Raw genomic sequence first — 25,759 nt, 5'->3', positions numbered from 1 at the left:
TCTAAAAAAACTATAAGTTCTGAAAGAAAGCCTCCATATATTGGGGGCTTTTTTATTTTTATCACCTGTTAAAACAGATTATAATGGAAGCAATTTTATTTCTCCTTTTTTAGGTGTTCTCCCGTGGCTATCCATGAAATCCGTCATCCATTAATTCGACATAAACTCGGCTTACTCCGTCGTTCAGACATCAGCACTAAAAACTTCCGTGAGCTTGCTCAGGAAGTGACTATGCTTTTGACTTATGAAGCCACTAAAGATTTACCAATGGTTGATCATGAAATTGATGGCTGGAACGGTAAAGTTGTCGTAGACCGTATTGCTGGTAAAAAAATAACTGTTGTGCCGATTCTGCGTGCCGGTATTGGTATGCTGGAAGGTTTTTTGAATCTGATTCCAAGTGCGAAAGTCTCTGTACTGGGACTTGAACGTGATGAAGAAACTTTAGAAGCGCGTACTTACTATAAAAAACTGGTTCCAGATGTACAGAACCGTCTGGCAATGATTATTGACCCAATGCTGGCAACCGGTTCATCTTTAGTTGCAGCCATTGACGTGCTTAAAGCAAGTGGCTGTAAAGACATCCGTGTCATGGTACTGGTTGCAGCACCTGAAGGGATCAAACGTGTGAATGATGCTCATCCTGATGTGACCATTTATACTGCTTCTGTTGATCAGGGCTTGAATGAACAGGGTTATATCGTTCCTGGTCTGGGCGATGCAGGCGACAAGATTTTTGGTTCAGTTCAGAAAGATTAAGCTTAAGTCCACGGATATAAAAAAGAGGCGATAGATGCCTCTTTTTTATATAATGTATGTATGGCATTTTTAGAATAGGGTAGCAAAATGAAAGACGAAGTACATTTAGGTAAAATCAAGAAATATGATCCTGAAAAAGGATTTGGCTTTATTGGTTCAGCTGAAGGGGATATCTTCTTTCATATTTCAGATTTCCCAGCGGCTGATGGCGAACCGAAACGTAATGAGCGTGTGAAATTTGTAGCAGTTGAAAATGGCGATAAATATAAAGCAGTTAAAATTGAGCGCGTCGAAGACAATTCAGCCAAAGCTAAAAAAACCAAAGTTGTGACAAATAATCAGTCCATTACTTCTGCTTTACTGTCAAATTTACGTAAATGATAAAACCAGGATCAGATCGGAACTTTCAGTTTGGATTTCATGATCAGGGTATAAAAAAAGCGCCAGAAACAGGCGCTTTTTTTATGATTTTATTTTTCACAGAATTTCATAAATGCTTTAATGCCAGGTCCCTGGTATTTCTGGCGGTGTACCAGCATAAAGAGTGGGCGGGTCAGTTGCCAGAAAGGTGTATCCAGGACAACCAGCTGACCTTTTTCACGTAAAGGTTCAATCGCCAGGCGGGAAATACAGGACATTCCCAGACCACCGGCAACAATTTTAAGAATGGCTTCGTTATGTCCTAAAGTCAGACGGATACTGGCATCCGGAACATCCTGAAGGATTGCATTATCAAAGACCTCACGTGTTCCTGATCCTTCTTCACGCAGAATCCATTCGACATGCTCAAAATCCTGAATCGTCAGAGGGCGGTTCAGTTGCGCTAAAGGATGGTCAGGTGAACAGCATACTGCCAGTTCATCGTTACGCCAGTGAATACACTGCAACTGAGGCAAATGGCATGAACCTTCAATCAGTGCAAGATCCAGCTGGAACTGATTGACTGCCTCGATCATCTGGCGGGTGTTTCCGACCTGTAGCTGCAAATGAGCATTAGGTTGAATCTGGAGAAAGTCTGCCATCAGATCAGGAATCAGATAATCACTGATGGTCAGTGTTGCGCCTAAACGTAAGTCTACAGTCTGTAACTCGCCTTTAGCTGCCTGTTCAAATGCTTCACAGCGACCCAGAATCTCAAGTGCCTGAGGCAGAAGATAGCGTCCGAGGTCATTCAGCTGTAAACGTTTTCCAAGACGGTCAAAAAGCGGAGCACCCAGACCATCTTCCAGGTCAGCCAGAGCCATACTTGCGGCACTTTGAGTCAGTTTTACAGCATCGCTCGCTTTGGTCACGGTGCCTTCCTGAGCAACTGCTACAAAAACAGCCAGCTGGCGTAAAGTCATGCGCATGTATATAGCCTTAACGTATATAGGATATTCATAAAATATATTGTCATGCTACCATGAGCACAGTCTCTGATGCCACGTAGAAATCATGTCAATTGAAAAATTTAGCGTAGAAAAAGTTTTGTCTGTACACCGCTGGACCAGTACCTTATTCAGCTTCACCATGACCAGACCCGCGCATTTTAAATTTACAGCAGGGCAGTTTGCCCGAATTGGTCTTAAAGTCGGTGATGAGCTTGTTGTTCGTGCATATTCGGTGGTTTCATCTCCTTTTGATGAGACACTGGAGTTCTTCTCCATTGTTGTTCCAGATGGTGCTTTTACTTCAAATCTGCAGCATCTTCAGGTCGGGGATGAGCTGTATCTGGAAAAAGTACCTTATGGCTTTCTGACGCTGGCACGTTATCAGTTGCCATTGCCACAGGACTTATGGTTGCTTGCTACAGGTACAGGGCTTGCACCGTTTATTTCCATGCTGCAGGATTTTGAAACCTGGTCTAAATATCAGCACATTCACCTGGTCTACAGCGTCCGGACTGAAGCTGAAATGGCTTATGTGGAACGTATTCAGGAAATTGCTGAAACATTTGGTGAAGGGCATACAGGTTTTCGTTTCATACCGGTCGTGACAAGGAATCCTGAAGCTCAGCTGCATGACCGTCTGCCGGTTCTGATTGAAAATGGTGAACTGGAAAAGGCAGCAGGACTTGAGTTTAATCCTGCCACGACTCATGTCATGCTGTGCGGTAATCCACAGATGGTGGATGATACGAAGGATGCTTTAAAAGCGCGTGGGTTGACGATGAACCGTCGTGGTGAAGGAAATATTGCCGTGGAAAATTACTGGTAAGCCTGATCAGCAACCAGAGAGATTTTAATGGACAAACATATCCATGGATTCACGTAATTCATGGATGGCTGTTTCAATATCTGTATTTAACCAGGTCGGTTCAAAAAAACCACAATAGTGATCCAGTCTTTCCTGAGGAACAATCAGACGGACAGGGCATTCTTCTTCCAGCATCCGCCACGGCAGAATCGGTACTTCATTGTCCAAAAATGCAGTGACATTGCGGATATCTATAATCATGGCATTGATACATTCGGGAAATGGCATCACTGAAAATTCTTCAGTCCGACGTCTGAAATATTCCAGATCCCCCCATTTCAGTACATAGCTGGGTTTAGTAAATTCAAGAACACCAATCAGATGCAGATCACGGGTGTAGTGCAGGGAACATTGATGTGTGACGTCAGTGTCAATATCAAGTGATACATTTTGTTGACGATACGCCATAACGCTCAGCTGGAAAATTCGGGTGCGTGATTATAGCCCATTTTAGCCATCGGATGGCATTACATTATCTGTACTGAAATTCAGTCTGTTTCAGATCATGCAGAGCTTTAAATTTCTAAAGAAAAACCAGGTGTGTTTTACTGATATTCACAGATTGCTACAACTTTAAAACATGTGCTCTGAAAAACTCTGATAGTATAAAAAATGTACAATAAGTCACCATACGGGGGATAAAGTCATGATCCATGATTTCAATAAACCTCCTCATGTTACGAGTACTGAGGAAATACAACAGAAAAAAAGGTTACCTGTTTATATGCTTCTGCTGACAGGTTTATTTCTACTGGCAGTGATTGTTTATATGGCTGCAAACCATAGTGCTGTGACCTGACTGTCGTCTAAGAGGGGCAGTGTATTCATGAGCTCTGACAGGGTTTTCTGTTCTCATCTGATTTAAATTATTTGAAAAATACTGAAAAAAGGCTCTATTGATAGAGCCTTTTTAATGTGAGTTTGTGCCTGTTTTGTAGTAGTTATGCGAAATATTGTTGAATATAAAATGATCAAAACTTAAGGTTGAAACATAAGCTTTCAGCTTTAAAAAGGTCATGCAGAACGTGGTTTAAGTCAAATAATATATATTTAAATAACAAGAGGATAATAGAAATGAATGATTATTTTTCTGGAGGACCAGGCGCACGGCTTGATGCTCAGTATTACTGGGAGCAGTTTCATCCGGTCCTGGCAGCTGTTGCAATCCTGCTGGTGGGGTGGATTCTTGCACTGATTATTGCAGCAGGTGCTAAAAAATTACTTGAAAAATTAGGCACGGATCAGCATCTGTCCAAAGCCACAGGTCACCGTTCAAATATTGAAAGCATTGTCGGCAGAGTGATTTTCTGGCTGGTCATGATTATTGCTGTGATTGGCGCGCTTAATGTGCTGAATCTGACCAGTGTCAGTGGTCCATTCAGTAATATGATTCAGCAGTTCCTGCTCTTTGTACCACAGTTGCTTGCTGCGATTGCGATTGGTTTCGTTGGATGGATCTTTGCAAATCTGGTTAAAGTCGGACTTCAGAAACTGTTGAGTAAAACTCAGCTGGATGAAAAACTCAGTGCTGAGGTTGGTGTAAGCCCGATCAGTGAAAATATCAGCGAGATTGTTTACTGGCTTGTTCTGCTGTTATTCCTGCCAATCGTACTTTCAATACTGGGACTGAATGGTCTGCTGTTCCCTGTACAGAATATGGTGAATGAAGCTGTTCTGTTCCTGCCGAATATCTTTATTGCAGGCGTGATTGTTTTTGCTGGATATATTCTGGCAAAAATTGTACGGGGAATTGTGGAAGGCCTGACACGCAGTCTGGGACTTCAGCAGCAGGCACAGAAAATTGGTCTGTTCAAAAGCTCTGATTTACCTAAAGTGCTGGGCTCATTTGTATTTGCCATTGTGATTATCACGTCGTTGATTATCGCATTTGAAGCGCTTGGTGTAGAGGCTATTTCTCAGCCTGCAACTGCCATGCTGAATGAAATCATGAATGCAGTACCGCACATTATCGCGGCAGGTCTGATTCTGATTATTGCCTATGTGGTTTCACGCTTTGTGGCAAATCTGCTGTCTGAAATTATTGCGGGTACGGGTGTTGATGAAGTTCCAGCTAAACTGGATATTCAGCGCTTTTTAGGGACAACCAAAGTATCGGGTGCAGTCGGTTATCTGGTAGTGTTTTTTACCATGCTGTTTGCCGTATCTGAAGCAGCGAACCGACTTGGTTTTGAACAGATCAGCAGTCTGATCGCAATGTTTATCCATTTTGGTGCAAATATTCTGCTTGGTGCGGTGATTCTGGTCATCGGTTTCTGGCTGGCAAATGTGGTGGCAAATGTCGTACAGCGAGGTGAATACAACAGTTCACGCTGGCTTGCCGGTCTGGTCCGTGTACTGATCATGGGACTGGTTGTGGCAATGGGACTGCGGGCAATGGGTATAGCTGATTCGATTGTCAATCTTGCATTCGGTCTGACGCTGGGCGCTGTAGCAGTTGCATTTGCGCTGGCATTTGGTCTGGGTGGCCGTCAGCCGGCAGAGCGTCTGCTGTCTGATCTGGTGGACAAGGCAAAAAAAGAAGGTAATCAGCCAAATCCATTACATCCGAAAAATGCTGCTGCACCTGCTGTCAGCCCGGCTACACCTGCTGCTCAGGACAATAATGGTCATAGCAGTGCAGAGTAATTTTGAATTTGACCCGAATTAACCTGTAATTTGTTTCGAAGATCAATCACATTGAGGTGTGCTTGGTCTTCAATATTATGTAAAGAGGTTATGATCATGTCCAGAAAGGCACCAAATAAATTTATTGCTCCCATTGTTATCGCCGGAATTACTGTTGGTTTCCTTGCGAGTGCCTACAAATTTGTATTTTCCAAGCCAAAAGTGGAACAGAAGTCACAGGTTGCTGAAAAGACTGAGGAAAAGTCCCATCAAGTTTCTGAAAATCCTTAAAATATTATTCGTGTTATGATATTTTTTATGTTAAAAATAAAGTGTCTAAGGGATAGACACTAACTTAATGTCATAAATATGGCATATAAATTGCGTATACATATAAGGATGTATATAGGCATAATAAGAGGGGATATATAATGTTTAAATTAATTTTCAGCCGTTTTCAGCAGCGTTCTTCTACATTCAGCCAGGAGAAGAACTGTGCAATGAGTTCTGCAATTTCAAGAGTTCAGCAAAAACATCATCTGATGTTATTCCGTACCGACTATCTTGAATAAGCGATAAAAAACGCTGCTATACAAATTCTGATGCGGCATGTGCTGATGCCCATGCCCATTGGAAATTAAATCCACCTAAATGACCCGAAACATCCAGAACTTCACCAATAAAATATAAACCTTTCTGTTTTTTACTTTCCATGGTTTTGGAAGAAACTTCTGCTGTATCCACACCACCCAGTGTGACCTCTGCTGTGCGATAGCCTTCAGTTCCTGATGGTTTGACTTCAAAACAATGAATTTTTCGAGCAATATTTTCCAGTTTTTCATCACTGAAATTACCAATCTGTAATTCAGCCTGATCAGCCCAGATCAGATTCTGTAATTCAACGACTACGCTTTTAGGAAAATGTTCAGCCAGCAAAGTACGTAACAATACTTTGGGCTGTGACTGTTTTTTGGCTTTAAAGAATTCAGTCAGATCGACTGAAGGTAAAAAGTCGATATTGAAGCGTTGTCCTGCATCCCAGTAATTGGAAAGCTGCAGCGAGCTTGGACCACTTAAACCACGGTGTGTAAACAGTAAAGCTTCGGTAAAACTGTTTAATTCATTGGACAGTGTGGCTTCGACAGCATTTCCACTTAAACGTGTGGTGACTTCCTTAAAGCCATCTGTAAATGTAAAAGGCACCAGACCTGCACGGGTCGGATAAATGGAGTGTCCGAAACTGCGGGCAATATCATAACCAATACCTGAACCACCCAGTGTAGGAATGGATAATCCCCCTGAAGCCACGACCACAGAGGCGGCCTGGAAATTGCCAGTGGAGGTTGCCACCTGAAAGCCGGAGTCATTCTGTGCAGTGACTGCTTTAACTTCACAGCTGGTTTTAATCTGTACATTGCCTGTTTTGTCGCACTCGTTCAGCAACATGGCTAAAATTTCTTTGGCACCGTTTAGAGTAAACAGCTGACCGTGTTTACGTTCTTCATATTCAATGCCGTATTCACAGACCATACCAATAAAATCCCAGTTGGTATAACGGCTCAGTGCTGAAATGACAAAATGGGGATTATGGGAAATAAAGTTTTCAGGCTCTACATATAAATTGGTGAAATTACATTTCCCTCCACCCGACATCAGAATTTTTTTGCCGATTTTGTTGGCTTTTTCCAGCACCAGTACTTTACGGCCACGGGCACCTGCCTTTGCAGCCAGCATTAAGCCAGAAGCGCCTGCGCCAAGGACAACGACATCGTAATAAGGTGAGGACATCTTAAACTCTTAGGGGGAGATGGAAAGCAGGGCATTATAGTCATTTTTAATGTAATTTTCAGGACTATTCGCATCGACAGGCTGATATGGAGGTTTTGAAAAATCATCAGCCCTCAATTCTGAACAGATACAGGTCTGTCAGGTATTTTCAGGTATATTGCGTCCCTGTAAACCACCGGTATGAATCACCAGTATACGGGTTTCTGCCGGGAAATAATCTTTTTTAAGTAAGTCGGACAGTCCCATCAGCATTTTTGCGGTATAGACCTGTTCCAGTGGAATCTGATACTGCATTTCAAAAAAATGCATAAACTGCAACAGTTCCGTAGAAGTTCTGGCATAGCCCCCACAGCAGTAATCATCCATAATTTTCCAGTTTTTCTTTTCAGTCCACTGAGCAACATCGTTCTGCAGAAAATCACCTTTCAATGCAGAGAACCCTAGAATGCGCTGATGCGATGCACTGGCTTCAATCAGTCCTGAAATGGTGCCGCCAGTGCCCACCGCACAGCAGATCACATCATAATGCTGTCGATCAAAGTCAGTCAGGATTTCTGAGCAGCCCTGGATGGCGAGTGCATTGGTACCACCTTCGGGAATAATATATGCATCTGGATATTGCAGATTTAAAGAATGTAAAAAGTCTGCTGTGTCTTTTGATCGGTATTGTTCACGTGAAACAAACTGAAACTGCATGCCATATTGCTGCGCGGTTTGCAGGGTTGAGTTGAGAGCTCTATGGGCAAGTTCTTCCCCACGGATAATACCGATGCTTTGAAAACCGTGCAGGTGAGCTGCGTATGCTGTGGCGGCAATATGATTGGAATAAGCACCACCAAAGCTGATGATGCATTTTTTCCCGAGCCGGAGTGCTTCTGCAAAGTTGTATTTCAGTTTAAAAAATTTATTGCCCGAAATACGCGGATGAACCATATCCAGTCGTTTAATGGCGATCTGAACCGTTGGGGCATCTTCAAAGTATATGGTCTGGGTTGGAATACGTTGTGCAATCTGGTCGAACATCGTTCAGGCTTTTGCATGAAAAACATAACGCTATTTTAGCGGAAACAGACACCTGAAACAGTGCTATCTGGAGGATGTATCTACAGAAGTCACCACCGACATACCTGGACGTAAGTTTTCCATGCCTGGCTGATTGGGATCAATTGCGATGCGTACAGAGATGCGCTGCACCACTTTGGTAAAGTTCCCCGTCGTGTTATCAGGTTTTAGGACACTGAACTCAGAACCGGCAGCTGGAGAAATTTCTTCGACATGACCTGTAAATTCCTTATGTCCTAATGCATCGACCTTGAAAGTTGCTTTTTGCCCCAGTTTCATCTGACTGATCTGGGTTTCCTTAAAGTTTGCTGTGACCCAGGTCTGTCGGGGAATCAGGTACATTAGCTGTGTACCGGCAGCAACATACTGCCCGACGCGTGGGCTGACCTCACTCAGCTGACCATCCATGGGTGCTGTGATCACACTGTAGTCTTTGGTAGTGGTGGCCTGATCCAGCTGTGCTTTTGCGTTGGTGACCTGTGCCTGAAGACCCGACTGCGCGACTTCCGCTGTTTTTAATGCTGCCTGTGCGACCAGAACATTTGCTTTTGCCTGTTTCAGCAGAGCCAGATTATTTTTCACATCTGCTGCTGCATTGTCCTGTTCTGTTCTGGAAGCTGCACCACTGTTTCCCAGCTGACGATAACGGTTCAACTGAGCAACCGATAAATCATAGCTTGCCTGAGACTGTTCCACTTTTGCCTGTGCTGCCACAATATCTGCTTTACGCTGTTCAATTGCCTGAGTCTGATTTGCCAGTGTGGTATTTGCCTGATCCACACCTGCTTCCGCCTGAGTGACTTTCTGATCATAGGTGGTGGTGTCAATGTGCATGAGTACCTGTCCCTGCCTGACATGATCAAAGTCTGTCACCAGTACATCTTTCACATAGCCGTTGATCTGAGAGGAGAGCACAGTGGTTTTGCCTTTGATATAACTGTTTTCGGTTGACTCAAGACTGGTGTTGAATGGTCCGATTTTCCATGCCCACATAATGATTAAAATCCCGGCCAGCAGAACAAAGAACATCAGAATCAATGTCCGTTTCGCTGTTGGAATCAGTTTGCTGGACGGTGGTGGCGTCAGTGCTGGTGCTGTATCTGTCTGTTGTGTATTTTCTGGGGCAGCAGGTTTATTTTCATCTTGTGGCATGGTCATTCTCAAAATCAGTTTTAGGTCAGGGCAAAATATATTTACTTCAATAATGTTCGGTTGAAACTTATCAGGAGCTGTTTACCGTCTGTGTGGACTGTTGTTGTTCAGACCTTTGTTGTTTTCTGAGCTGATATTTACTGACTGCAATATTATAGGTACCCCAGAGCAGCAGCAGAACTGCAAATATGCCATTCAGGGCGATCACATCATTATAAGCACGAACCTGTGCCTCACGTAAAATCACCTGATTCAGATCACGTACTGCCTGATTCTGCTCAAGTGACGGGTCGAGGGTGTATCTGGCTGCAGCCTGCTGATAGCTTAAGACTCGCTGAGCAACAACAGGATTGGTATCAGACAGATTACTGACCAGTTCTGTACGGTAGTTCTGCGTCCGGATCTGTTGATAGGTTGAAAAAAAACAATTTCCAAGTAAGCCACCGAAGCTTTGTGTCGCAGAAAACAGCACCACAAAAGTGACCATATGTGAGGGGCCTTTCTGCAGCGCACGGACAATGCCTGTCAGCAGTAATGGACCAATAAACATGCCACTGGCAAAACCGACGAGGAACTGGCTGCGGTAAAAACTGGCAGGACGGACGTCACTGGTCAGATGATAATCCAGCGCACAGGCAAGTAAAATCAGCACCTCTGCGGCAATCAGATGAATGATCATACGTTCACGCTTGAATGTCATGGCGCTGAAAACAGTACCAGAGACAATCCCCAGGAAAATCACCATATACAACGATACAAACTGATCAGGTCCCATTCCCATGGTTTTCAGAAAACTGACAGCAGCATAAGTCTGTTCAGACATTAAAAAGCGGATGGCTAATGCACCAAAAATAAACTTCAGGGTTGAAGATGTACCCAGCCATCGGGTAATGATCAGTGGATTAACCCGAAAATGTTCATAAGTAAGCCCAATACAGACCAGACAGAAACCAGCGATCAGCACATACCCCAGCCATTGCGCTTCAAACCACCACAGCACAGGTCCCTGAGTCAGAACAATACAGAGCATGGCAAAACCAGGTGCGAGCAGGGCAAAGGTGAAGAAATCCTGCTTTTCAAACACTGCAATTCTCAGACTGCGTGGCAGTTTTAAGGACACTACCATTGCCAGACAGCACAGCGCCAGTCCCAGTTCAAATGTATACAGCACACTCCAGTCATTTACATCGACAATGTACGGAGAAATGATCCAGGCAAGAGGAATCCCCAGCTGCTGAAAACCCAGCGCCAGATAAATCGCCCGCCCGAAATGCGCCCGCTGAAATGCCTGCATAATGTAATACATCCCCAGGGAACTCAGTGGAGCTGAAACCAGACCACTGATGAAACGGACAAACAGAGCCATTTCATAGGTATGCACAAAAATATGTAAAACCAGCACAACAATAAAAAGCACCAGTCCGACTTCTGAAAAAAGTCTTAGACCATATTGCTGACGGGCTTTAAACAGAATGAGGTTTGAACTGATATTTGCCATGACATAGACGGCTGGAATCCAGGCCGTCTGGCTCGGTGTCAGTGCATATTCACCCTGAATAACAGGGAGATTGGCGGTAATAAAACCGTTACTCAGACTCCCGCAGATGGCAACGAACAGCCCAATGATAAAATACAGATAGCGCTTATGTGCAGGATGTGCAATTGCTGCAGGTGAGCCTGGCAGTGTGGGTTTTTCTTCAGCTGTCCAATCGGGGGCAGGTTCAAGCAGCCGTGGCATTTTGTCCATTGTGCCCCCGTTTACGGTCGAATGCCGTGAATGAGTAGATCCAGTGCCCGTTTTGCCAGCGCACGCTGTGCCTCATCATCCATTCCCTGGAATGATGAACGCAAAATAGCAGTAATCATGGCGTAATCTTTAGAGCTGAAGTCTGCTCGACACACGCCGTGCGCAATAGCCTGATCAATCAGGGGCTGTAATAACTGATCCCGTCGTTGATAAATCTCAACCAGAACAGGGTCGTCATAACTGATCACACGCCAGTATTCCATCAGTGCAGTCAGATAGGGAAGATTGTCGACATGGTTTTTGATCAGACGTAAAAAACCATCAGGATAGGGCGCATATCTGGCTGCCCGAATTTCCAGACGGTCGAGTGCCTGCTCCATCAAAGCGATGACCAACGCGCGTCTGTCCTGAAAATTACGGTAAAAAGTGGCTCTGCCTACACCGGCTTCTTCAATAATGAGTTGCAGGGGCGCACGGATACCATGCAGACGGAAAATTTTTAATGCTGCTTCAAGTAAATCTTCACGGTTCTGGCTGGCTTGTAATTGTCTTTTCGGGATAACAGGCTGCATGAAAAACGGCTTTAAACAGTTCAGGGAATAGAGTGTATTTAACGGACATTTTTGTCCGTTGTAAATATTTATGTCTGTGCTGAATTGTTAACAGTCATTAAGTGAATGATTTCAGGTTAAAAATACTTGAGTAAATCTAAGCACTTTTATCCACTTCACCGGCTAAGGATTAAATAATGGTGAAAAAACACTCAGTGTGCTATGTTGACATACAGATAATGATAAGAGGGCAGATCATGAAAAAACTGTTCCCTGTTTTGTTCAGCAGCATATTTCTATTGATGGCGTGTGATGTCAAAGATGATCTGAACAAACCCAGAACCACAGCTCGAACCATGATTATTGGTGGTGTTCCTGTGCATGATCAGGATTATCAGGTTGCAGAACTGCGTGTTCGTGAAAACCTGCCTGTCGGTGAGACACCATAACCGATCTCTAAGTTCGGTGCTGAATGACCTGAACAGTGAGACTGTGTTTTTCTGTATATTTGTTTTGGGCAGAAGTCTTTTGATCAGTAAAATTATTTTTAAGCTTATTAGTGTAAATTTTTAAAGAAAAATAACGCATTCAGGCGTAAAATCGGCAGCATAATTTTTTGTTCAGGTGGCACTTTGGAATCGTTATTGATTATAGGCTCAATTGCTCTGGCATTGATGCTGGGTGCGATCAGTCCTGGTCCAACCTTTATTTATGTAGCAAAAAATTCGATAGCAATTTCACGTAAACACGGTCTGTTTACTGCACTGGGAACAGGCACAGGTGCTGCGCTGTTTGGTCTGCTTGCAGTGATGGGCTTACAGGCAATTTTACTGGCTGTACCCTCTGCCTACCTGGCTTTAAAAATCTGCGGTGGTCTGTATTTACTGTGGCTGGCTTATAAAATTATAAAACATGCCAAAGAACCGATGCAGGCTGTAGATGGTGGGGCTCAACAGATGAGCTATGCTCAGGCATACCGTCTGGGCTTTATCACTCAAATGAGTAATCCTAAAATTGCGATTGTTCTGGCGAGTATTTTTACTGCACTTTTACCTAAAGAAATTCCTTCTTATTTTTATGTGGTTTTGCCTGTGCTGTGCTTTTTTATTGATGCAGGATGGTATTCACTGGTCGCTGTTGCTCTGTCTGCGGAAGGTCCACGCCGTGTGTATCTGAAGTCTAAGAAAGTGTTTGACCGTATTGCAGGTGGGGTGATGACTTTGCTTGGGTTAAAGTTAATTTTTGGGATGAAATAAGGTCTGACTTATAGAACCTGGAAAGTGACGTGCAAGGTGTTTACCTGATAGATGGAAGGGTATTTTCCTGTTTCTGTAACTTTCGCCATTCCAGCCATCCACAAATTGCTGAAGTGGGTAAAATAATCAGACCGCAAAAAGCCAGTCCAAAATAGAATATTTTTATATCAATAAAAGAAAGTAACAGAAAGGGTGTCCAGATTAATCCTGCATAAACACCATACAACAGTGCCTGAAAAGCAGTAGCTGATGGAAGTTTCATCGCAAATTTCTTTTCAAATACCAATCAGGTTATATAAACGGGAATAATTCCAATGGCGTAACCAACAACTGATGCAATTACCATTAGTGCAAGCATGGGAAAGATGATAGAGGGTGTAATTAAGCCTTGAAGAAATCTTAATGTATCTAAAATAATAATAGGACTGTGTCCTGCCAATACAATAAGAAAAGTCGCAATTAAGGGTCCGTATCGGGTATAAGCATTGGAGAAATTCATTTTTTTAGTCATGTTTTATTTTAGACAGCATAAAAGACTTCAATTGAAGTCTTTGTCTGCAATTTGTGAAAAAAAGGAGCGTATCAATCCTTAAAATGCACAGGAATCCATTGATAACTCTTTCCATCAGCACTGTAAATATGCCCAATTCCTGGAAATGGCAAATGTGGCGCAGCAACAGTTACACCACTTTTGGCAAGTACAGGGAATTGTTTTAGACGGGTCTGTACTGCTTTTTTCGGATCAATATCATAATCAATCGCTGTTTCAGGACGATCAAACTGTACAGTATGTGAGTGCACAATGTCGCCAATGAACACAACATCTTCATCAGTCGTTTTGAGTTTATAACTGAAATGTCCAGGGGTATGTCCTGCGGTTGAAATCACTTCAAAACCTTTGATGTTGTCACCCAGTTTAAAGGTTTTAAACTGCTTACTCGCTTGATAAGGTGCAAGTGCTGCCTTAATTTTTTCTACTGTACCTACATAGCCAGCTTGCTTTTTTTTAGGAACTTTATTGACCTGTTTTGGATCTAACCAATAATTCGCTTCATCCTCTGATACATAAATCGTAGCATTCGGATAATTTGCCACACCATTTTTACTTACACCACAGGAATGATCAGGGTGTAAATGGGTAAGTAAAATCGTATCGACTTGTTCAGGTTGATAGCCTGTTGCTTTCAGATTCTTCAGGACAGAACCTAAATGTGCACCAAAGCAATCAGTTGTTCCACTGTCGACTAAAATGAGTGAATTGCCTGTATTAACCAAAAAGGCATTAATGGATGTTTGTACGCCTTTGGCTTGATCTGCATGATATTTCTTTAAAATTTCATGCACCTGATTCTGGGAAATGTCTTGAAATAAAGTCGGTGACATGAAGTTTGTGCCATCGAGGAGGGCGGTGATTTGTGTATTGCCCACCTGATGTTGATAGAAGCCTGCGACTTGGGCTTGTTGTTCAATGATGGGTAGAGTCTTTGTAGTTTCTGCCACAGTTGAAAATGAGCTGAAAAGTGCGATAGAGGCTGTTATTACTAAGATTGAAGTTTTCATAATCATTTGGATAAAATTATTGTTGATTATTTTTTAGCATGGATTTCTCTTGCGTTGTGTTATTTCTTCATGAAAAAATCCGCTTGGGTAAGCGGATTTTTATGAGTTGCTCATGATTACGAGGTGGAATATCTAAACATGTTACATCAAGTAGTTAGGAGTTATTTTAAAAAAATAAAAATTTCTGAAAATAGGGAACTATTTGTAATCATCAATTTTTAAAGTTTTCTTTTGTTTAAAGTTTTTTTTCCATTGCTCTTTAGAAAGTTTATTTTCATTTATGAGCTGAATTAAAAATGCTACCCATTCATCTTGATACAAATAATCATTATGAGCTTCATCGTAATGACAATAATTAGGATTTGTGTCAAAAGCATCGCTACTAAGGGTAAATTCAGTATAGGGTCTGATTTTGAAGATACTTAATAACTGCTTATGATCATTATGTGTTAACTTGGAACTAATAGATTTATTAACTTCTTCTAATACCTTGCTTGGTTTTAGTTTTCCAATATTAGCACCTTCAAGTTTTATAACTTTATCTTTTACGATTGCTATTAGTTGATCGTACTTTTCTCTATCTTCCTCAGATAGTAAATTCCAATTAACAAATTCAACAGCTAAGTCATTCCTGTTTGTATTCGCAATTTTAGGAACCTGTATCAATTTGATACTATATTCTTGCGAATTATAAATATCATCTTGCAAACTTTCTCGATATTTTTTTATGAAATCGAATAAATCTTTATATTCGTTAGATAGTAATTGTTTGCTTGCTTCTTTTTGTTGAGACGTCCGCAATTTAGAAAATTGTAAAGAATATGCCAAACTTTCATTTATTGCATACTCTTCACCAAATAACTTTGTTAGCTCATTTTCAAAATTATATAGAAGTGCTTGGCATTCTCCAAAAATATTTAATCCAATCTCATCTTTATCTACCGTTCTATGCTCAATTTTATTTCGTAATTTTATAAAAAATTCTAAATTTGTTTTTATTGGATTTGATAATTGACTATACTCTTTTATACAAGTTTTTAATTCCCAAGCTTTTTTTTCTCCATCTATAATTTTATAACGACCGTTATTTTCTTTATAAAAATATGTTTCACCTATTGTAAAATTAAAATGTGCTTGAAATAAACGTGTCCATGCCATAATCATATGAGTAATAAAAGACTCCACCCTGAAAGGAGCACGTGGCTTATTGTAAATCTCTACTGCTAGTAATGCACAATCAATTGAGCTTTCTAATAGGGATTTTATTTTGCCTTTTCTTAATAAAGGAGTTTTCATTGATTTCAAAAATAGTAGCTAAATTCTGTAAATTTTAGCATTAAATAATTGATATATAAATATTTTTTTGATTTATACGAATAAAAAGCCCCTACATCAGTAGAGGCTTCTATCTTGGAATTTTAAATCTTAAGATACTTTATCACCCGGTTTAGCACCAGATTCAGGTGAAATCACCCAAACACCTTCGCCGTTTCCAGCAGCTAAAACCATACCGTTAGAAATACCAAAACGCATTTTACGTGGTGCAAGGTTCGCCACCATCACCACCAGTTTACCTTTTAAGTCCTCAGGTTGGTAGAACTCACGAATACCACTAAACACATTACGTGGTTCAGCTTCACCGACATTCAAAGTCAATTGAAGAAGCTTGTCAGAACCTTCAACAGTTGCCGCTTCTAAAACTTCTGCCACACGAAGATCAATTTTCATAAAATCTTCGATACCGATAATTTCTGCCTCACCTACTTTAGGCTCAGGTTTTTTCTCTTTGGCTTTTTCTTTTTTCTTCTCAGCTTTTGGTGCTTCCGCAGCAGCAGCCAAAGAGTCTTTAGATGCATCCACCATTGCCGCAACAGCTTTAGGATCAACACGTTGCATTAAAGGTTGGAATAACACAATTTCATGATCAACCAATACAGTTTTACTTGATACAAAGTCGAAAGATTCAAGTTTTAAGAAATCTTGAACTTGCCCAGCAAGTGTAGGCAATACAGGTGCAAGGTAAACCGCCAATTGACGGAATAGGTTAATCCCTACAGAACACACGTCATGAACCTGTTGTTCTTCGCCTTCAATTTTAGCTAAAGCCCAAGGCTTTTTCTCATCAATATATTGATTGGCTTTGTCTGCAAGCGCCATGATTTCACGGATTGCAGCAGAAAACTCACGTGCTTCATATTGAGTTGCAATAGATTCGCCTGCATCAATAAAGCTTTGAACCAGTTCAGGTTCTGCACATGTTGCAGATAATTTATTGTCAAATTTGGTGTTAATAAATTTTGCACAACGGCTGGCAATATTCACCACTTTACCGACTAAATCAGAATTCACTTTTTGAACGAAATCATCAAGATTCAAGTCTGAATCTTCAACTTTATCAGACAGCTTAGACGCAAAGTAATAACGTAAATATTCAGGATTTAAGTGGTTGAGATACGTTTCTGCTTTGATGAATGTACCACGTGATTTAGACATTTTCTGACCATTTACAGTCAGGAAGCCATTTACGAATAAACCTGTTGGTGTACGGTAGTTTGCACCTTCAAGCATTGCAGGCCAAAACAGTGCATGGAAATACACGATGTCTTTACCAATGAAGTGATAAACTTCATTTTTAGAATCTTTTTTCCAGTAATCATCAAAACTTAGGTCAGGGCGTTTGGTTTTGACATAGTTTTCAAAACTTGACATATAACCAATCGGTGCATCTACCCAAACGTAGAAATATTTATTTGGTGCATCTGGAATTTCAAAACCGAAATAAGGTGCATCACGTGAGATATCCCAGTCATTCAAGCCATTTTCAAACCATTCATCCAGTTTATTTGCGATAGAAACAGGTAGACGACCTTCGTCACGTGTCCATTTCTGCAAATATTCTGTAAAGTTTGGCAGTTTAAAGAAGTAATGATCTGATGATTTTTCAACAGGCGTTGAACCACTCAAAGTCGATTTTGGATTGAGTAATTCAGTTGCATTATAAGTTGTACCGCAGACTTCACATGAGTCGCCATACTGATCTTCCGCTTTACATTTAGGGCATGTGCCTTTGATGAAACGGTCAGACAGGAACATTTGTTTTTCAGGGTCAAATAACTGTGTCACAGGGCGAATCGCAATATTGCCTGCTTCACGGTTTTTGACATAAATCTCAGATGAGCGATTTTTATTTTCTTCGCTATGCGTAGAGTCATAATGATCAAAAGTGACATTAAAACCATCAAAATCACGGATATGTTCTTTCTGAACATTGGCAATCTGCGCTTCAGGGCTAATCCCATTCGCTTCTGCACGTAGCATGATCGCTGTACCGTGTGCATCATCCGCGCAGACATAAGTCACGTTATGACCCATTGCACGCATGGCACGAACCCAGATATCTGCCTGGATATAGCCGAGTAGGTGACCCATATGGATAGGACCATTTGCGTAGGGAAGGGCGTTAGTGACTAAAATATTTCGCACGGATATAACTCTCTTTCTCAAGTTAATGCAAGGGCATTGATTTTAACGTAATTGCTGTGAAGATGCACAATAGAATAGGTGAAATCTATTCAAATGTAGATTTTTATACAATTTCACATTTTCAGTGGTTCATTCATATAGAATGTCGTTGCCTGTTTCCAGATTTGTAATTGTAGAGAGTGATCTAAACATGATTCATGAAAATACCTTTAATAATGACACTCTTGATGATGATTTCGAAGATGAATTCGGTCGTGAAGTCACCCGTATTCCTCAAAATAAAAATGCAAAAAAGCAGCTGGAAAATAATATTCTCAAACAGGCTGAACGCTATCTTGAAGACATTGCAGAAGATGAGCATGCGTATCTACAGAAAACCCTGCATCAGCTGGCAGAGCAGGAGTCTTACTTTGGTGTACTTGCCGATGAATTAAATCAGGAGCTCGGTGCAAAAGTAGCCAATGATGCTTTGAATCTATTGTATTTCTGGCAGGATGTTCATGAGGTTGAAGATTTAAAAAAATTCAGTCTTTTAAATGTGATTAATGAACAACGCTTTCAGGCTGATTTTTTTGAGGCATTTGAAGCACTTGAAGTGGGTGAAAATAAAGCTTTGCGTAAGAGCGTGATTGAAGAAGCGTTTAAGCTGTATGAACTGGGTTTATATGCAGGTTGTACGCCAGTTTTGTATGCGCAACTGGAAGGGGTATTAACGGATGTTTTAATTCAACATGGTTATTTAAAACAACAGGATACCAAGTTTGTCGATGTCTATAAAATAGTACCTGGTTTAAAAGGCAATGAAATTAAAAGCCTGTGGCATAAAGCCAAAATTGCGCATGAACTGAATCCATACTTTTCAGAACTGGCGGCCTACAAAATGGATAACAGCTCTACGGTGACCGCAACTCGCCATAATATTCTACATGGCACAGAGTTAAATCATTTTAATCAGGGACGTTGTTTTGTGCTGTGGGTCTGGTTGTTCAGTGCAGTGAATTTTATGAGTACAGTGAGAAGCTGAATTTAGCTGGTTGATTAAACTCAGATCAGTAACGGTCTGAAAGCGTAAGACAGCTGGAAATAATGTAAAGACATGATTCTGAAGGTATGACCAATGTTGAAACTGATAGCAGAAGACTTTATTCAGGTCGATCAAATTGATGAAGTTCTACCGCTGTATCAGGAACTGATTGATAAAACCAGACAGGAACCAGGTTGTATTTCCTATGTGCTTTTTCATGATCTGAAAGAACCAGGACATTTTGTTTTTATTGAGGAATGGATTGATCGTGCAGCTCTGGATGCGCACGTTCAGTCAGAGCACTTCCAGCGGCTGGTTCCTTTGATTGATCAGTATATCTGTAAAAATCCTGTATTTACCCATTTGCAGACTTTTGAAAGTTTTCAGCAGACGAGGCTTAATGCTCATGTTCTGAAAGAATAAGCTGTTTAATTTTCACGGCTTTTTCAAAATGATCGAGCTGATGGGTCTGAATCCACCAGGTGGCAACCTGCATCAGACTTTCAGGATCAGTATTTTTGTTGGCAAAAAAAGCATAAAAAGAAATACCGACATCCTCTCCCTTTTTTGCAATTTTAGTATCACAGATCTGGATGATTCTAGTTTTAAGGTCAGGTGTCATTGCGTCGTTATCTCATTCCGTCTGGGTTCTGATTGAATATCACAAATTGTGAAATATACAGCATTATTTACAATTCGCATCAGCTCTGAAATCAGGTTATACATAATTAGAACTGATCAAAAATATCAAAAGTAACATTGCGTATGGCATTTATTGCAAATTGCAGTTTTACATTCAAACTCAAAGTAAATCGGCTATAAATAAAACATAAGTTCAGCCTTGAACTCGTGATTTTCAGTAGTTTCACAATGAATTAAGAGGAAAAGACCATGACCGATAATCAACTTGATCACCTGAAACAAAAAGCGTCTGAAGCTGGGGATAATCTGAAACTTAAAGCTGAAGAAGCAAAACTTCAAGGGGAAAAAGCACTCGATGATTTAAAGCACAGTGCTGAAGAAACGAAACTGGAAGGCAAGAAAGCATTGAATGATCTGAAACATGATGTCAGTGCAGCACATTCAGAAGAAAAGGCAGCATTTGAAAGCCATCTGGATAGTGTCAAAGGTAAAGCTGCTGAGTTGCAGGATCAGGCACATGAAAAGTTTGACCAGCTGAAAGCAGAAGCGGGTCATAAGTTGGATGAAGCAAAACAGAAAGCCAGTGAGCTTAAAGATCAGGCAGCAGAAAAATTTGATGCTTTAAAAGCTAAAGCATCCGAAACATTAAGCAAATTTAAAAAGGATGATCAGGCTTAAAGCTGAAAATCTGAAGTTCTTGAAATGATGATCTGCCTGAATGATTAGGTAGAATTGAATAAAGGCAATCCATGTATCTCAGGGTTGCCTTTATTTATTTTCCGTTAAGGGGTTTTATTGATCCGTTCTATTTTTTTGACCTGATTGTTTACAACCGTGAGAGTGTAAATGGAGTTGTCGATCTCATAGACATAGGCAGAAGCAATATGGCTGTGATCTTTCTCTTTCAGCTCATAGGTATTCATGGATTCAGGAGACTGTCCCATACGTTCTTCCATTTCAGTCAGTGTGTCGCCTACGCTGACAAGCTGTCCGGTAGGTGTTCTGACACTTGAACTTTCAGTCGCTGCAAATACAGCAGTGGATACGCACAGTGACAGTGCCAGAGAAAGAATGTATTTCATATAGTTTCCCGTATTTTATTCTGAATAAAGCGTATTTAATCCGGTTAATATATCGCTCTAAATACATGAAAGCACTGATTTAATTGTTTCCGTTTGCAAATGATTCAAAGCCTTAACAGCGGTCAGGTTATATTTTTCAGGGAATAAACTGGACGCAGTTCCTGTATTTCTGATGTGCAGACCGATCGTAAATGTGAGGTTTATCACTCAGAATGATATTCACATTCAGAAAGCTTCATGCAACTGCGCTTAACCTTGACGCGGTTTACCGTTAAACTATACGGTCAAAACCGTATGTTCTGGTCTGGAGTAATTATATGTCGTGGCTTTCTTCACTAAAATCTGTCTTTTCGCCATCGAAAGAGGTCAACGAAGAAGCTGTTCAGAATGTACTCCAGTCTTATGTACTGCCTGCATCTGAAAATCTGTTAAAGGACAGAATTGAACAGGTTAATGTTCAGGGACAGGTCTTACAGATTACGGTCAATACCTATCCTGAAGAAGCAGAACATTTACAGAAAATTCATGATGATCTGGCAGATGCCCTGGAAAAATGTGGCATCACAGAACTGAATATGCACGTGATTCAGCAGAAAACAGGTCATGCCGGCTGTGGACATGATCACCAGAAAGGTGAAAGCTGTTCAAGTCAGCCGAAAGCTGCAAAAACTGAACTGCCTCCTGTTACAGATGCATCAGGTCAGGTGGCTCAGGCAGCACCTGCAGAAGCTGATCCTAACAATCCACCGATTACCAAAGCTGCACCGCAGCAGCGTGATATTCCAAAGCATCCGCGTATTCAGCATGTCATTCTGGTTTCATCAGGCAAAGGCGGTGTGGGTAAATCAACCACGACTGTCAACCTTGCCTTGGCTATGCAGAAACTTGGGCTGAAAGTAGGCGTACTGGATGCCGATATTTATGGTCCAAGTATTCCAACCATGCTGGGAAATGCCGGTCAGACGCCAATGATTGAAGCGGAAAATTTTGTTCCGCTTGAAGCTTATGGGATGGCGGTATTATCTATTGGGCATCTGATTGGAAAAGAAAATACACCGGTTGCCTGGCGTGGTGCAAAAGCAACGGGTGCTTTAATGCAGCTGTTCAATCAGACCTTATGGCCTGAACTGGATGTACTGGTGATTGATATGCCGCCAGGTACAGGCGACATTCAGCTGACTCTTGCACAGCGTATACCTGTGACGGGTGCGGTCATTGTGACGACTCCTCAGAATGTCGCTCTGATGGATGCAGTTAAAGGAATTGAACTGTTTAACCGTGTTCAGATTCCTGTGATGGGTGTGGTGGAAAATATGTCGACGCATGTCTGCTCAAACTGCGGTCATGAAGAACAGATATTTGGTACAGGTGGCGGAGACACGCTCTCTGAACAGTATGATATTCCATTACTTGGGCGTTTACCGCTCAATGTGCAGATCCGTGAAAATGCAGATGCGGGTAAACCTTCAGTGGTTGCAGAAGATGCTGCTGCTGAAAGCTATATAACAATCGCTCAGCAGTTGATTGAAAAACTGCCGAAAGCTGAAAAAGACAAAAGCCGTATTTTCTGATCCTGCACCCAAACAGGCTTAAAAAGGCTCAGCGACTGCTGGGCTTTTTTTATGCTGCATTGATCGTAAAATACCTGATCATCAGGTGATACGCTGTATTTGAAGGCAGTTGAACACCTTGTTAACAATAGGGTTACATAACATTCACATCTTGTACTTATTTGAGGGGCTTAATTCTCCAGGTTTAAAAAATCTGTTTCAAAACATGGGGAAATTCATGAAAATTATCGCTAAATCACTGGTTGTTTCATTGGCTACAGCTGTTGCTGTACCTGCGATGGCTGCTGTTGAAACTGCAGCGCCAGCAACTTTAAAACAGGCAGCTGTACAGGTTGCTCAGCAAAAAGTTGAAAATACGCATGAAGCACAGCAGGTGGCTCAGGCGAAAATGAAAGCAGAAGCTAAAGTCCAGCAGGCTCAGATGAAAGCTGTAGATGCTAAAAAAGTTTCAGAGCAAAAAGTTGCAGAAACAAAAACAGCAGCTAATGCAAAAGTATCTGATACCAAAGCGAAAGCAGCTCAGTTAAAAACTGGTGTGGAAGCAAAAACTATGGCTACTCAGCAACAGGCAGTTAAGCCATCTGCACAGCTGAAAGAGAAAGCTGAAACTGTCAAACAGGATGCTGTGAACAAGGTTGAAGCTGAACAGAAAGCTGCTGTTGAAAAACAGGTTCAGGCACAGCAAAAAATTGCAGATAAAGTTGAAAAGAAAGCTGAAGTGAAACAGAAAACAGGTTTCTTCAAAAAAATGAAATCAGCCGTATTCGGCGCTTAAGTCTTTTATTTAAGGCTCAGTTCAGCAGGTCAGTTTTCTTCAGGAAAGCTGACCTGTTTTTATATGTAAGAGGGTATCTGCACAGTTATGAGTGAATCATACTGTTTCAGTCATCGAGGGACTTATCAGCAGTGATCGTTCTTTTTTTCCACTGACGGATAATACTGAAACGCCAAAAGAGTCGGGTCATCAGAAAAAAAAGTACGGAAAAAAATAAAGCTTCGACAATCAGCCCCGAAAGCAGAATCTTAGCCAGACTCAGATCAACATGCCCCTGTCCCATATTGGTCACCCAATGGGTCATCTGATGCAGAACCCCCAGCAGCATATCCTGATCAATCATATTGACCTGATATATCTGGCTACCGATCCAGAATGCCCCCAGCAGAATTGGAGCGAGTGTCAATGGATTGGTCAGCCAGGCAAGTAATATGCTGACAGGAAGATTGACCTCCATAATCAGAACAGTCAGTACAATTAAAGCGGTATGGAACGGAATGGGGAGAATGCCCCAGAAGGTTCCAATAAAGACAGCTTTAGAAATGGATTTACGGTTGATATACCAAAGCAGTGGATTTAAGGAGCGTTTTCCAAAAATACGCATAAATTTCATACTTGCCACTTTCTCGGGTGAAGGCAGCCAGGATTGAAAAAACTGTTTTGGCATAAAAGGGTGTGTATAGACAGGACAAAATCTATTGTGCATGATTATTCTTAAAAGAGACAGTTCCATCTTTTAAGGAATGTAAATCCTTAAAGATATAAAATGGATCAAAACAGCTATATTTTTTTCAATATATTGAAAATATTTAATTTTTTATAATCTTGAGCATGGGCTGAGATTCGCATGTTCAGTATGGAAATTCATTTTCAAAAACAATCACCAGGAAATGACTGAACGGTATCTGTGCAGAATTGAATCATTTCTGGATTAAATTTTTTATAAATCAATAATGTGAATTGATTTTCAGTTTTTTGAAATATTTCATCTTACAAATATTTTTTTGCTAAGTTTAATGAACTCATTTACTCTTCGCTCACTCTATTGAGAGGTCTGAGTATGGTTTCATTGTTTTTTATTGGTCTGGTTGTCACGATTTTACTGACGCCTGGTCCAACAAATACTTTACTTGCATCTTCTGGTATTCAGGTAGGTGTGAGGAAATCATTCAGACTTATTCCAGCTGAAGCATTTGGCTATCTGATTTCCATCTCTGTATGGGGTGGTTTGATTGGCAGTATTTCCGCCCAGTTTCCTGCTGTTCCAACAGTTCTGAAGCTGTTCAGTGCAGGTTATATTATTTATCTTGCTATCCGTTTATGGAAAACAGCAGATATAGAAGAATCCTTCGATCAGCCAACAATTCGAGCACGTGAACTGTTTACGGCAACTTTACTGAACCCTAAAGCACTGCTGTTTGCTTCAGCTATTTTTCCAGTGATTGCCTGGAAAAGCACAAATGCCTATGTGGCACATATGCTGGTCTTTGTTCTGCTGCTGATACCAATCGCTTTTTTCTGGACTTTTATCGGTTCATTGCTGGCTTCAAACAGAGTGAGATGGCTGAATCAGTCCAATCTTCAAAAAACAGCATCGCTGGTACTGGTCAGTTTCTCTATCCCATTAAGTTATTCTGCAATTCTTAATCTCTAAGTCTCAGACAGGGGCACAGGTCGCGGCTGGATATTCAGATAAAAGCAGCAGCCTGTACCCTTTTTATCAGAGTGCTAAGCATCGGTTTTTATAAGCTTTGAAGTCGTGTGTTTTCATTGTTACCGATTTAAGTTAAAGTACTGGCAGTAATCAATTCCAAGTTTTTTAGGTGAAGATAAATGGCAATTAAGTCAGATCGCTGGATTCGTGAAATGAGCGAAAAACACGGCATGATTGAACCGTATGCTGAAAATCAGGTTCGTTTTGATGAACATGGTGAAAAGCTCATCTCATACGGAGTGTCCAGTTATGGTTATGACGTTCGCTGTGCCCGTGAGTTCAAAGTATTCACCAACGTACATTCTGCAATTGTAGACCCTAAAAACTTTGATGATAAAAGCTTTATTGATATCGAGTCAGATGTCTGCATCATTCCGCCAAACTCATTTGCACTGGCGCGCACTGTTGAATACTTCCGTATTCCACGAAATGTACTGACTGTCTGCCTGGGTAAATCGACTTATGCGCGCTGCGGTATTATTGTCAACGTAACGCCGCTTGAACCTGAGTGGGAAGGTCATGTTACCCTGGAATTCTCTAACACAACCAATTTACCTGCCCGTATTTATGCAGGTGAAGGTGTTGCTCAGATGCTGTTTTTTGAATCTGATGAAGTCTGTGAGACGTCTTATAAAGACCGTGGTGGTAAATATCAGGGACAGACGGGTGTTACTCTGCCAAAGGCATAATAAATAAAGATTTATTTTAAAGCAGACTTCAGGTCTGCTTTTTT

Annotated in this window: 29 protein-coding genes; 15 read left to right on the top strand and 14 right to left on the bottom strand. The window is 41.3% G+C overall.

Features of this window, described 5'->3' with window-relative positions; all coding sequences use genetic code 11:
• Positions 1–123: 123 nt before the first annotated feature.
• Complete coding sequence (gene upp, locus CDG60_RS13815) at positions 124–759, top strand: uracil phosphoribosyltransferase (RefSeq protein ID WP_087513301.1); 636 nt, start codon at positions 124–126, stop codon at positions 757–759.
• A gap of 87 nt (positions 760–846) precedes the next feature.
• Positions 847–1,140, top strand: a complete 294-nt coding sequence (locus tag CDG60_RS13810; protein ID WP_087513302.1) for a cold shock domain-containing protein — start codon at positions 847–849, stop codon at positions 1,138–1,140.
• 89 nt (positions 1,141–1,229) lie between these two features.
• Here CDG60_RS13810 and gigC read toward each other — a convergent pair whose 3' ends face one another.
• A complete protein-coding gene (gigC, locus tag CDG60_RS13805) occupies positions 1,230–2,108 on the bottom strand; it encodes a LysR family transcriptional regulator GigC (RefSeq protein WP_087513303.1) in 879 nt (292 codons plus the stop codon).
• An 85-nt stretch (positions 2,109–2,193) separates the two neighbouring features.
• On the opposite strand from gigC, the gene CDG60_RS13800 reads away from it, so the two are divergent.
• Positions 2,194–2,955 carry a ferredoxin--NADP reductase gene (locus CDG60_RS13800; RefSeq protein ID WP_087513304.1) on the top strand — a complete coding sequence of 254 codons (762 nt, stop codon included), beginning with the start codon at positions 2,194–2,196 and terminating at the stop codon, positions 2,953–2,955.
• Between the two features lie 24 nt (positions 2,956–2,979).
• Here CDG60_RS13800 and CDG60_RS13795 read toward each other — a convergent pair whose 3' ends face one another.
• Positions 2,980–3,402, bottom strand: coding sequence for a hypothetical protein (locus tag CDG60_RS13795; protein WP_087513305.1), 423 nt, complete (start codon positions 3,400–3,402; stop codon positions 2,980–2,982).
• 666 nt (positions 3,403–4,068) lie between these two features.
• On the opposite strand from CDG60_RS13795, the gene CDG60_RS13790 reads away from it, so the two are divergent.
• From CDG60_RS13790 to CDG60_RS18230, 3 genes are all read left to right on the top strand, one after another.
• Entirely contained in the window at positions 4,069–5,640 is a 1,572-nt protein-coding gene (locus CDG60_RS13790; RefSeq protein WP_087513306.1) for a mechanosensitive ion channel, read from the top strand.
• A 96-nt stretch (positions 5,641–5,736) separates the two neighbouring features.
• Positions 5,737–5,910 (top strand): hypothetical protein, encoded by a 174-nt coding sequence (locus tag CDG60_RS18320; protein ID WP_171405460.1) that lies wholly within the window; start codon positions 5,737–5,739, stop codon positions 5,908–5,910.
• 140 nt (positions 5,911–6,050) lie between these two features.
• Complete coding sequence (locus CDG60_RS18230; RefSeq protein ID WP_160117061.1) at positions 6,051–6,191, top strand: hypothetical protein; 141 nt, start codon at positions 6,051–6,053, stop codon at positions 6,189–6,191.
• A gap of 16 nt (positions 6,192–6,207) precedes the next feature.
• Here CDG60_RS18230 and CDG60_RS13785 read toward each other — a convergent pair whose 3' ends face one another.
• The 5 genes from CDG60_RS13785 to CDG60_RS13765 all read right to left on the bottom strand — a co-directional run bounded on the left by CDG60_RS13785 (position 6,208) and on the right by CDG60_RS13765 (position 11,940).
• Positions 6,208–7,407, bottom strand: coding sequence for a BaiN/RdsA family NAD(P)/FAD-dependent oxidoreductase (locus CDG60_RS13785; protein WP_087513307.1), 1,200 nt, complete (start codon positions 7,405–7,407; stop codon positions 6,208–6,210).
• 138 nt (positions 7,408–7,545) lie between these two features.
• Positions 7,546–8,430, bottom strand: a complete 885-nt coding sequence (locus CDG60_RS13780; RefSeq protein WP_087513308.1) for a 1-aminocyclopropane-1-carboxylate deaminase/D-cysteine desulfhydrase — start codon at positions 8,428–8,430, stop codon at positions 7,546–7,548.
• A gap of 63 nt (positions 8,431–8,493) precedes the next feature.
• A complete protein-coding gene (locus tag CDG60_RS13775) occupies positions 8,494–9,621 on the bottom strand; it encodes an HlyD family secretion protein (RefSeq protein WP_087513356.1) in 1,128 nt (375 codons plus the stop codon).
• 70 nt (positions 9,622–9,691) lie between these two features.
• The gene (locus tag CDG60_RS13770) at positions 9,692–11,368 is read right to left on the bottom strand and encodes an MFS transporter (RefSeq protein WP_087513309.1); all 1,677 of its coding nucleotides are present in this window, start codon (positions 11,366–11,368) and stop codon (positions 9,692–9,694) included.
• Between the two features lie 11 nt (positions 11,369–11,379).
• Entirely contained in the window at positions 11,380–11,940 is a 561-nt protein-coding gene (locus tag CDG60_RS13765) for a TetR/AcrR family transcriptional regulator (RefSeq protein ID WP_406565291.1), read from the bottom strand.
• A 236-nt stretch (positions 11,941–12,176) separates the two neighbouring features.
• Here CDG60_RS13765 and CDG60_RS13760 point away from each other — a divergent pair, with 236 nt between their 5' ends.
• Positions 12,177–12,368: an NF038215 family lipoprotein gene (locus tag CDG60_RS13760; RefSeq protein WP_087513358.1), complete on the top strand. Its 192-nt coding sequence runs from the start codon at positions 12,177–12,179 to the stop codon at positions 12,366–12,368.
• A 183-nt stretch (positions 12,369–12,551) separates the two neighbouring features.
• Complete coding sequence (locus tag CDG60_RS13755; protein ID WP_087513310.1) at positions 12,552–13,175, top strand: LysE family translocator; 624 nt, start codon at positions 12,552–12,554, stop codon at positions 13,173–13,175.
• 40 nt (positions 13,176–13,215) lie between these two features.
• Here the strand turns inward: CDG60_RS13755 and CDG60_RS13750 are convergent, their stop codons facing one another.
• The 4 genes from CDG60_RS13750 to metG form a co-directional block, all read right to left on the bottom strand.
• Positions 13,216–13,437 carry a hypothetical protein gene (locus CDG60_RS13750; protein ID WP_087513311.1) on the bottom strand — a complete coding sequence of 74 codons (222 nt, stop codon included), beginning with the start codon at positions 13,435–13,437 and terminating at the stop codon, positions 13,216–13,218.
• Positions 13,438–13,757: 320 nt separating this feature from the next.
• Positions 13,758–14,735 (bottom strand): MBL fold metallo-hydrolase, encoded by a 978-nt coding sequence (locus CDG60_RS13745; RefSeq protein WP_087513312.1) that lies wholly within the window; start codon positions 14,733–14,735, stop codon positions 13,758–13,760.
• 198 nt (positions 14,736–14,933) lie between these two features.
• Positions 14,934–16,031 (bottom strand): DUF3644 domain-containing protein, encoded by a 1,098-nt coding sequence (locus CDG60_RS13740; protein ID WP_087513313.1) that lies wholly within the window; start codon positions 16,029–16,031, stop codon positions 14,934–14,936.
• 129 nt (positions 16,032–16,160) lie between these two features.
• The gene (gene metG / locus CDG60_RS13735) at positions 16,161–18,218 is read right to left on the bottom strand and encodes a methionine--tRNA ligase (RefSeq protein ID WP_087513314.1); all 2,058 of its coding nucleotides are present in this window, start codon (positions 18,216–18,218) and stop codon (positions 16,161–16,163) included.
• A 190-nt stretch (positions 18,219–18,408) separates the two neighbouring features.
• Here metG and CDG60_RS13730 point away from each other — a divergent pair, with 190 nt between their 5' ends.
• On the top strand, positions 18,409–19,242 hold the full coding sequence (locus CDG60_RS13730; protein ID WP_087513315.1) for a hypothetical protein: 834 nt from the start codon (positions 18,409–18,411) through the stop codon (positions 19,240–19,242).
• A gap of 93 nt (positions 19,243–19,335) precedes the next feature.
• Positions 19,336–19,665, top strand: coding sequence for a putative quinol monooxygenase (locus tag CDG60_RS13725; RefSeq protein WP_087513316.1), 330 nt, complete (start codon positions 19,336–19,338; stop codon positions 19,663–19,665).
• Here CDG60_RS13725 and CDG60_RS13720 read toward each other — a convergent pair.
• Positions 19,640–19,864 (bottom strand): DUF6500 family protein, encoded by a 225-nt coding sequence (locus tag CDG60_RS13720; protein WP_087513317.1) that lies wholly within the window; start codon positions 19,862–19,864, stop codon positions 19,640–19,642. The genes CDG60_RS13725 and CDG60_RS13720 overlap by 26 nt on opposite strands.
• Positions 19,865–20,133: 269 nt before the next feature.
• On the opposite strand from CDG60_RS13720, the gene CDG60_RS13715 reads away from it, so the two are divergent.
• Positions 20,134–20,562 carry a hypothetical protein gene (locus tag CDG60_RS13715; RefSeq protein WP_087513318.1) on the top strand — a complete coding sequence of 143 codons (429 nt, stop codon included), beginning with the start codon at positions 20,134–20,136 and terminating at the stop codon, positions 20,560–20,562.
• Positions 20,563–20,666: 104 nt separating this feature from the next.
• Here CDG60_RS13715 and CDG60_RS13710 read toward each other — a convergent pair whose 3' ends face one another.
• Positions 20,667–20,966 carry a hypothetical protein gene (locus tag CDG60_RS13710; protein WP_087513319.1) on the bottom strand — a complete coding sequence of 100 codons (300 nt, stop codon included), beginning with the start codon at positions 20,964–20,966 and terminating at the stop codon, positions 20,667–20,669.
• A 317-nt stretch (positions 20,967–21,283) separates the two neighbouring features.
• Between CDG60_RS13710 and apbC the strand changes: the two genes are divergently transcribed.
• Together apbC and CDG60_RS13700 are read left to right on the top strand one after the other, a co-directional pair.
• On the top strand, positions 21,284–22,537 hold the full coding sequence (gene apbC, locus CDG60_RS13705; protein ID WP_087513320.1) for an iron-sulfur cluster carrier protein ApbC: 1,254 nt from the start codon (positions 21,284–21,286) through the stop codon (positions 22,535–22,537).
• A 217-nt stretch (positions 22,538–22,754) separates the two neighbouring features.
• Positions 22,755–23,312, top strand: coding sequence for a hypothetical protein (locus CDG60_RS13700; RefSeq protein ID WP_160117059.1), 558 nt, complete (start codon positions 22,755–22,757; stop codon positions 23,310–23,312).
• 106 nt (positions 23,313–23,418) lie between these two features.
• Here CDG60_RS13700 and CDG60_RS13695 read toward each other — a convergent pair whose 3' ends face one another.
• Complete coding sequence (locus tag CDG60_RS13695) at positions 23,419–23,979, bottom strand: DUF2062 domain-containing protein (RefSeq protein ID WP_087513322.1); 561 nt, start codon at positions 23,977–23,979, stop codon at positions 23,419–23,421.
• 393 nt (positions 23,980–24,372) lie between these two features.
• Here CDG60_RS13695 and CDG60_RS13690 point away from each other — a divergent pair, with 393 nt between their 5' ends.
• A complete protein-coding gene (locus CDG60_RS13690; RefSeq protein ID WP_087513323.1) occupies positions 24,373–24,966 on the top strand; it encodes a LysE family translocator in 594 nt (197 codons plus the stop codon).
• Positions 24,967–25,145: 179 nt separating this feature from the next.
• Positions 25,146–25,715 (top strand): dCTP deaminase, encoded by a 570-nt coding sequence (dcd, locus tag CDG60_RS13685; protein WP_087513324.1) that lies wholly within the window; start codon positions 25,146–25,148, stop codon positions 25,713–25,715.
• Positions 25,716–25,759: the final 44 nt, after the last annotated feature.

The organism is Acinetobacter chinensis (assembly GCF_002165375.2).
GTDB lineage: Bacteria > Pseudomonadota > Gammaproteobacteria > Pseudomonadales > Moraxellaceae > Acinetobacter > Acinetobacter chinensis.
Note: the sequence above shows the minus strand (reverse complement) of the source record. Positions and strands in the feature narration are given on the sequence as shown.

Bases quoted from the DNA above. Each gene is read 5' to 3' on its own strand.
- CDG60_RS13730 (WP_087513315.1), top strand. From the start codon at position 18,409: ATGATTCATGAAAATACCTTTAATAATGACACTCTTGATGATGATTTC.
- apbC (WP_087513320.1), top strand. From the start codon at position 21,284: ATGTCGTGGCTTTCTTCACTAAAATCTGTCTTTTCGCCATCGAAAGAG.
- CDG60_RS13770 (WP_087513309.1), bottom strand. From the start codon at position 11,368: ATGGACAAAATGCCACGGCTGCTTGAACCTGCCCCCGATTGGACAGCT.
- CDG60_RS13760 (WP_087513358.1), top strand. From the start codon at position 12,177: ATGAAAAAACTGTTCCCTGTTTTGTTCAGCAGCATATTTCTATTGATG.
- CDG60_RS13740 (WP_087513313.1), bottom strand. From the start codon at position 16,031: ATGAAAACTCCTTTATTAAGAAAAGGCAAAATAAAATCCCTATTAGAA.
- CDG60_RS13725 (WP_087513316.1), top strand. From the start codon at position 19,336: ATGTTGAAACTGATAGCAGAAGACTTTATTCAGGTCGATCAAATTGAT.
- CDG60_RS18320 (WP_171405460.1), top strand. From the start codon at position 5,737: ATGTCCAGAAAGGCACCAAATAAATTTATTGCTCCCATTGTTATCGCC.
- gigC (WP_087513303.1), bottom strand. From the start codon at position 2,108: ATGCGCATGACTTTACGCCAGCTGGCTGTTTTTGTAGCAGTTGCTCAG.
- CDG60_RS13785 (WP_087513307.1), bottom strand. From the start codon at position 7,407: ATGTCCTCACCTTATTACGATGTCGTTGTCCTTGGCGCAGGCGCTTCT.
- CDG60_RS13765 (WP_406565291.1), bottom strand. From the start codon at position 11,940: ATGCAGCCTGTTATCCCGAAAAGACAATTACAAGCCAGCCAGAACCGT.
- CDG60_RS13775 (WP_087513356.1), bottom strand. From the start codon at position 9,621: ATGCCACAAGATGAAAATAAACCTGCTGCCCCAGAAAATACACAACAG.
- CDG60_RS13690 (WP_087513323.1), top strand. From the start codon at position 24,373: ATGGTTTCATTGTTTTTTATTGGTCTGGTTGTCACGATTTTACTGACG.
- CDG60_RS13800 (WP_087513304.1), top strand. From the start codon at position 2,194: ATGTCAATTGAAAAATTTAGCGTAGAAAAAGTTTTGTCTGTACACCGC.
- dcd (WP_087513324.1), top strand. From the start codon at position 25,146: ATGGCAATTAAGTCAGATCGCTGGATTCGTGAAATGAGCGAAAAACAC.
- CDG60_RS13810 (WP_087513302.1), top strand. From the start codon at position 847: ATGAAAGACGAAGTACATTTAGGTAAAATCAAGAAATATGATCCTGAA.
- CDG60_RS18230 (WP_160117061.1), top strand. From the start codon at position 6,051: ATGTTTAAATTAATTTTCAGCCGTTTTCAGCAGCGTTCTTCTACATTC.
- CDG60_RS13695 (WP_087513322.1), bottom strand. From the start codon at position 23,979: ATGCCAAAACAGTTTTTTCAATCCTGGCTGCCTTCACCCGAGAAAGTG.
- CDG60_RS13700 (WP_160117059.1), top strand. From the start codon at position 22,755: ATGAAAATTATCGCTAAATCACTGGTTGTTTCATTGGCTACAGCTGTT.
- CDG60_RS13750 (WP_087513311.1), bottom strand. From the start codon at position 13,437: ATGAAACTTCCATCAGCTACTGCTTTTCAGGCACTGTTGTATGGTGTT.
- CDG60_RS13795 (WP_087513305.1), bottom strand. From the start codon at position 3,402: ATGGCGTATCGTCAACAAAATGTATCACTTGATATTGACACTGACGTC.
- CDG60_RS13790 (WP_087513306.1), top strand. From the start codon at position 4,069: ATGAATGATTATTTTTCTGGAGGACCAGGCGCACGGCTTGATGCTCAG.
- CDG60_RS13710 (WP_087513319.1), bottom strand. From the start codon at position 20,966: ATGAAATACATTCTTTCTCTGGCACTGTCACTGTGCGTATCCACTGCT.
- CDG60_RS13720 (WP_087513317.1), bottom strand. From the start codon at position 19,864: ATGACACCTGACCTTAAAACTAGAATCATCCAGATCTGTGATACTAAA.
- CDG60_RS13715 (WP_087513318.1), top strand. From the start codon at position 20,134: ATGACCGATAATCAACTTGATCACCTGAAACAAAAAGCGTCTGAAGCT.
- CDG60_RS13780 (WP_087513308.1), bottom strand. From the start codon at position 8,430: ATGTTCGACCAGATTGCACAACGTATTCCAACCCAGACCATATACTTT.
- CDG60_RS13745 (WP_087513312.1), bottom strand. From the start codon at position 14,735: ATGAAAACTTCAATCTTAGTAATAACAGCCTCTATCGCACTTTTCAGC.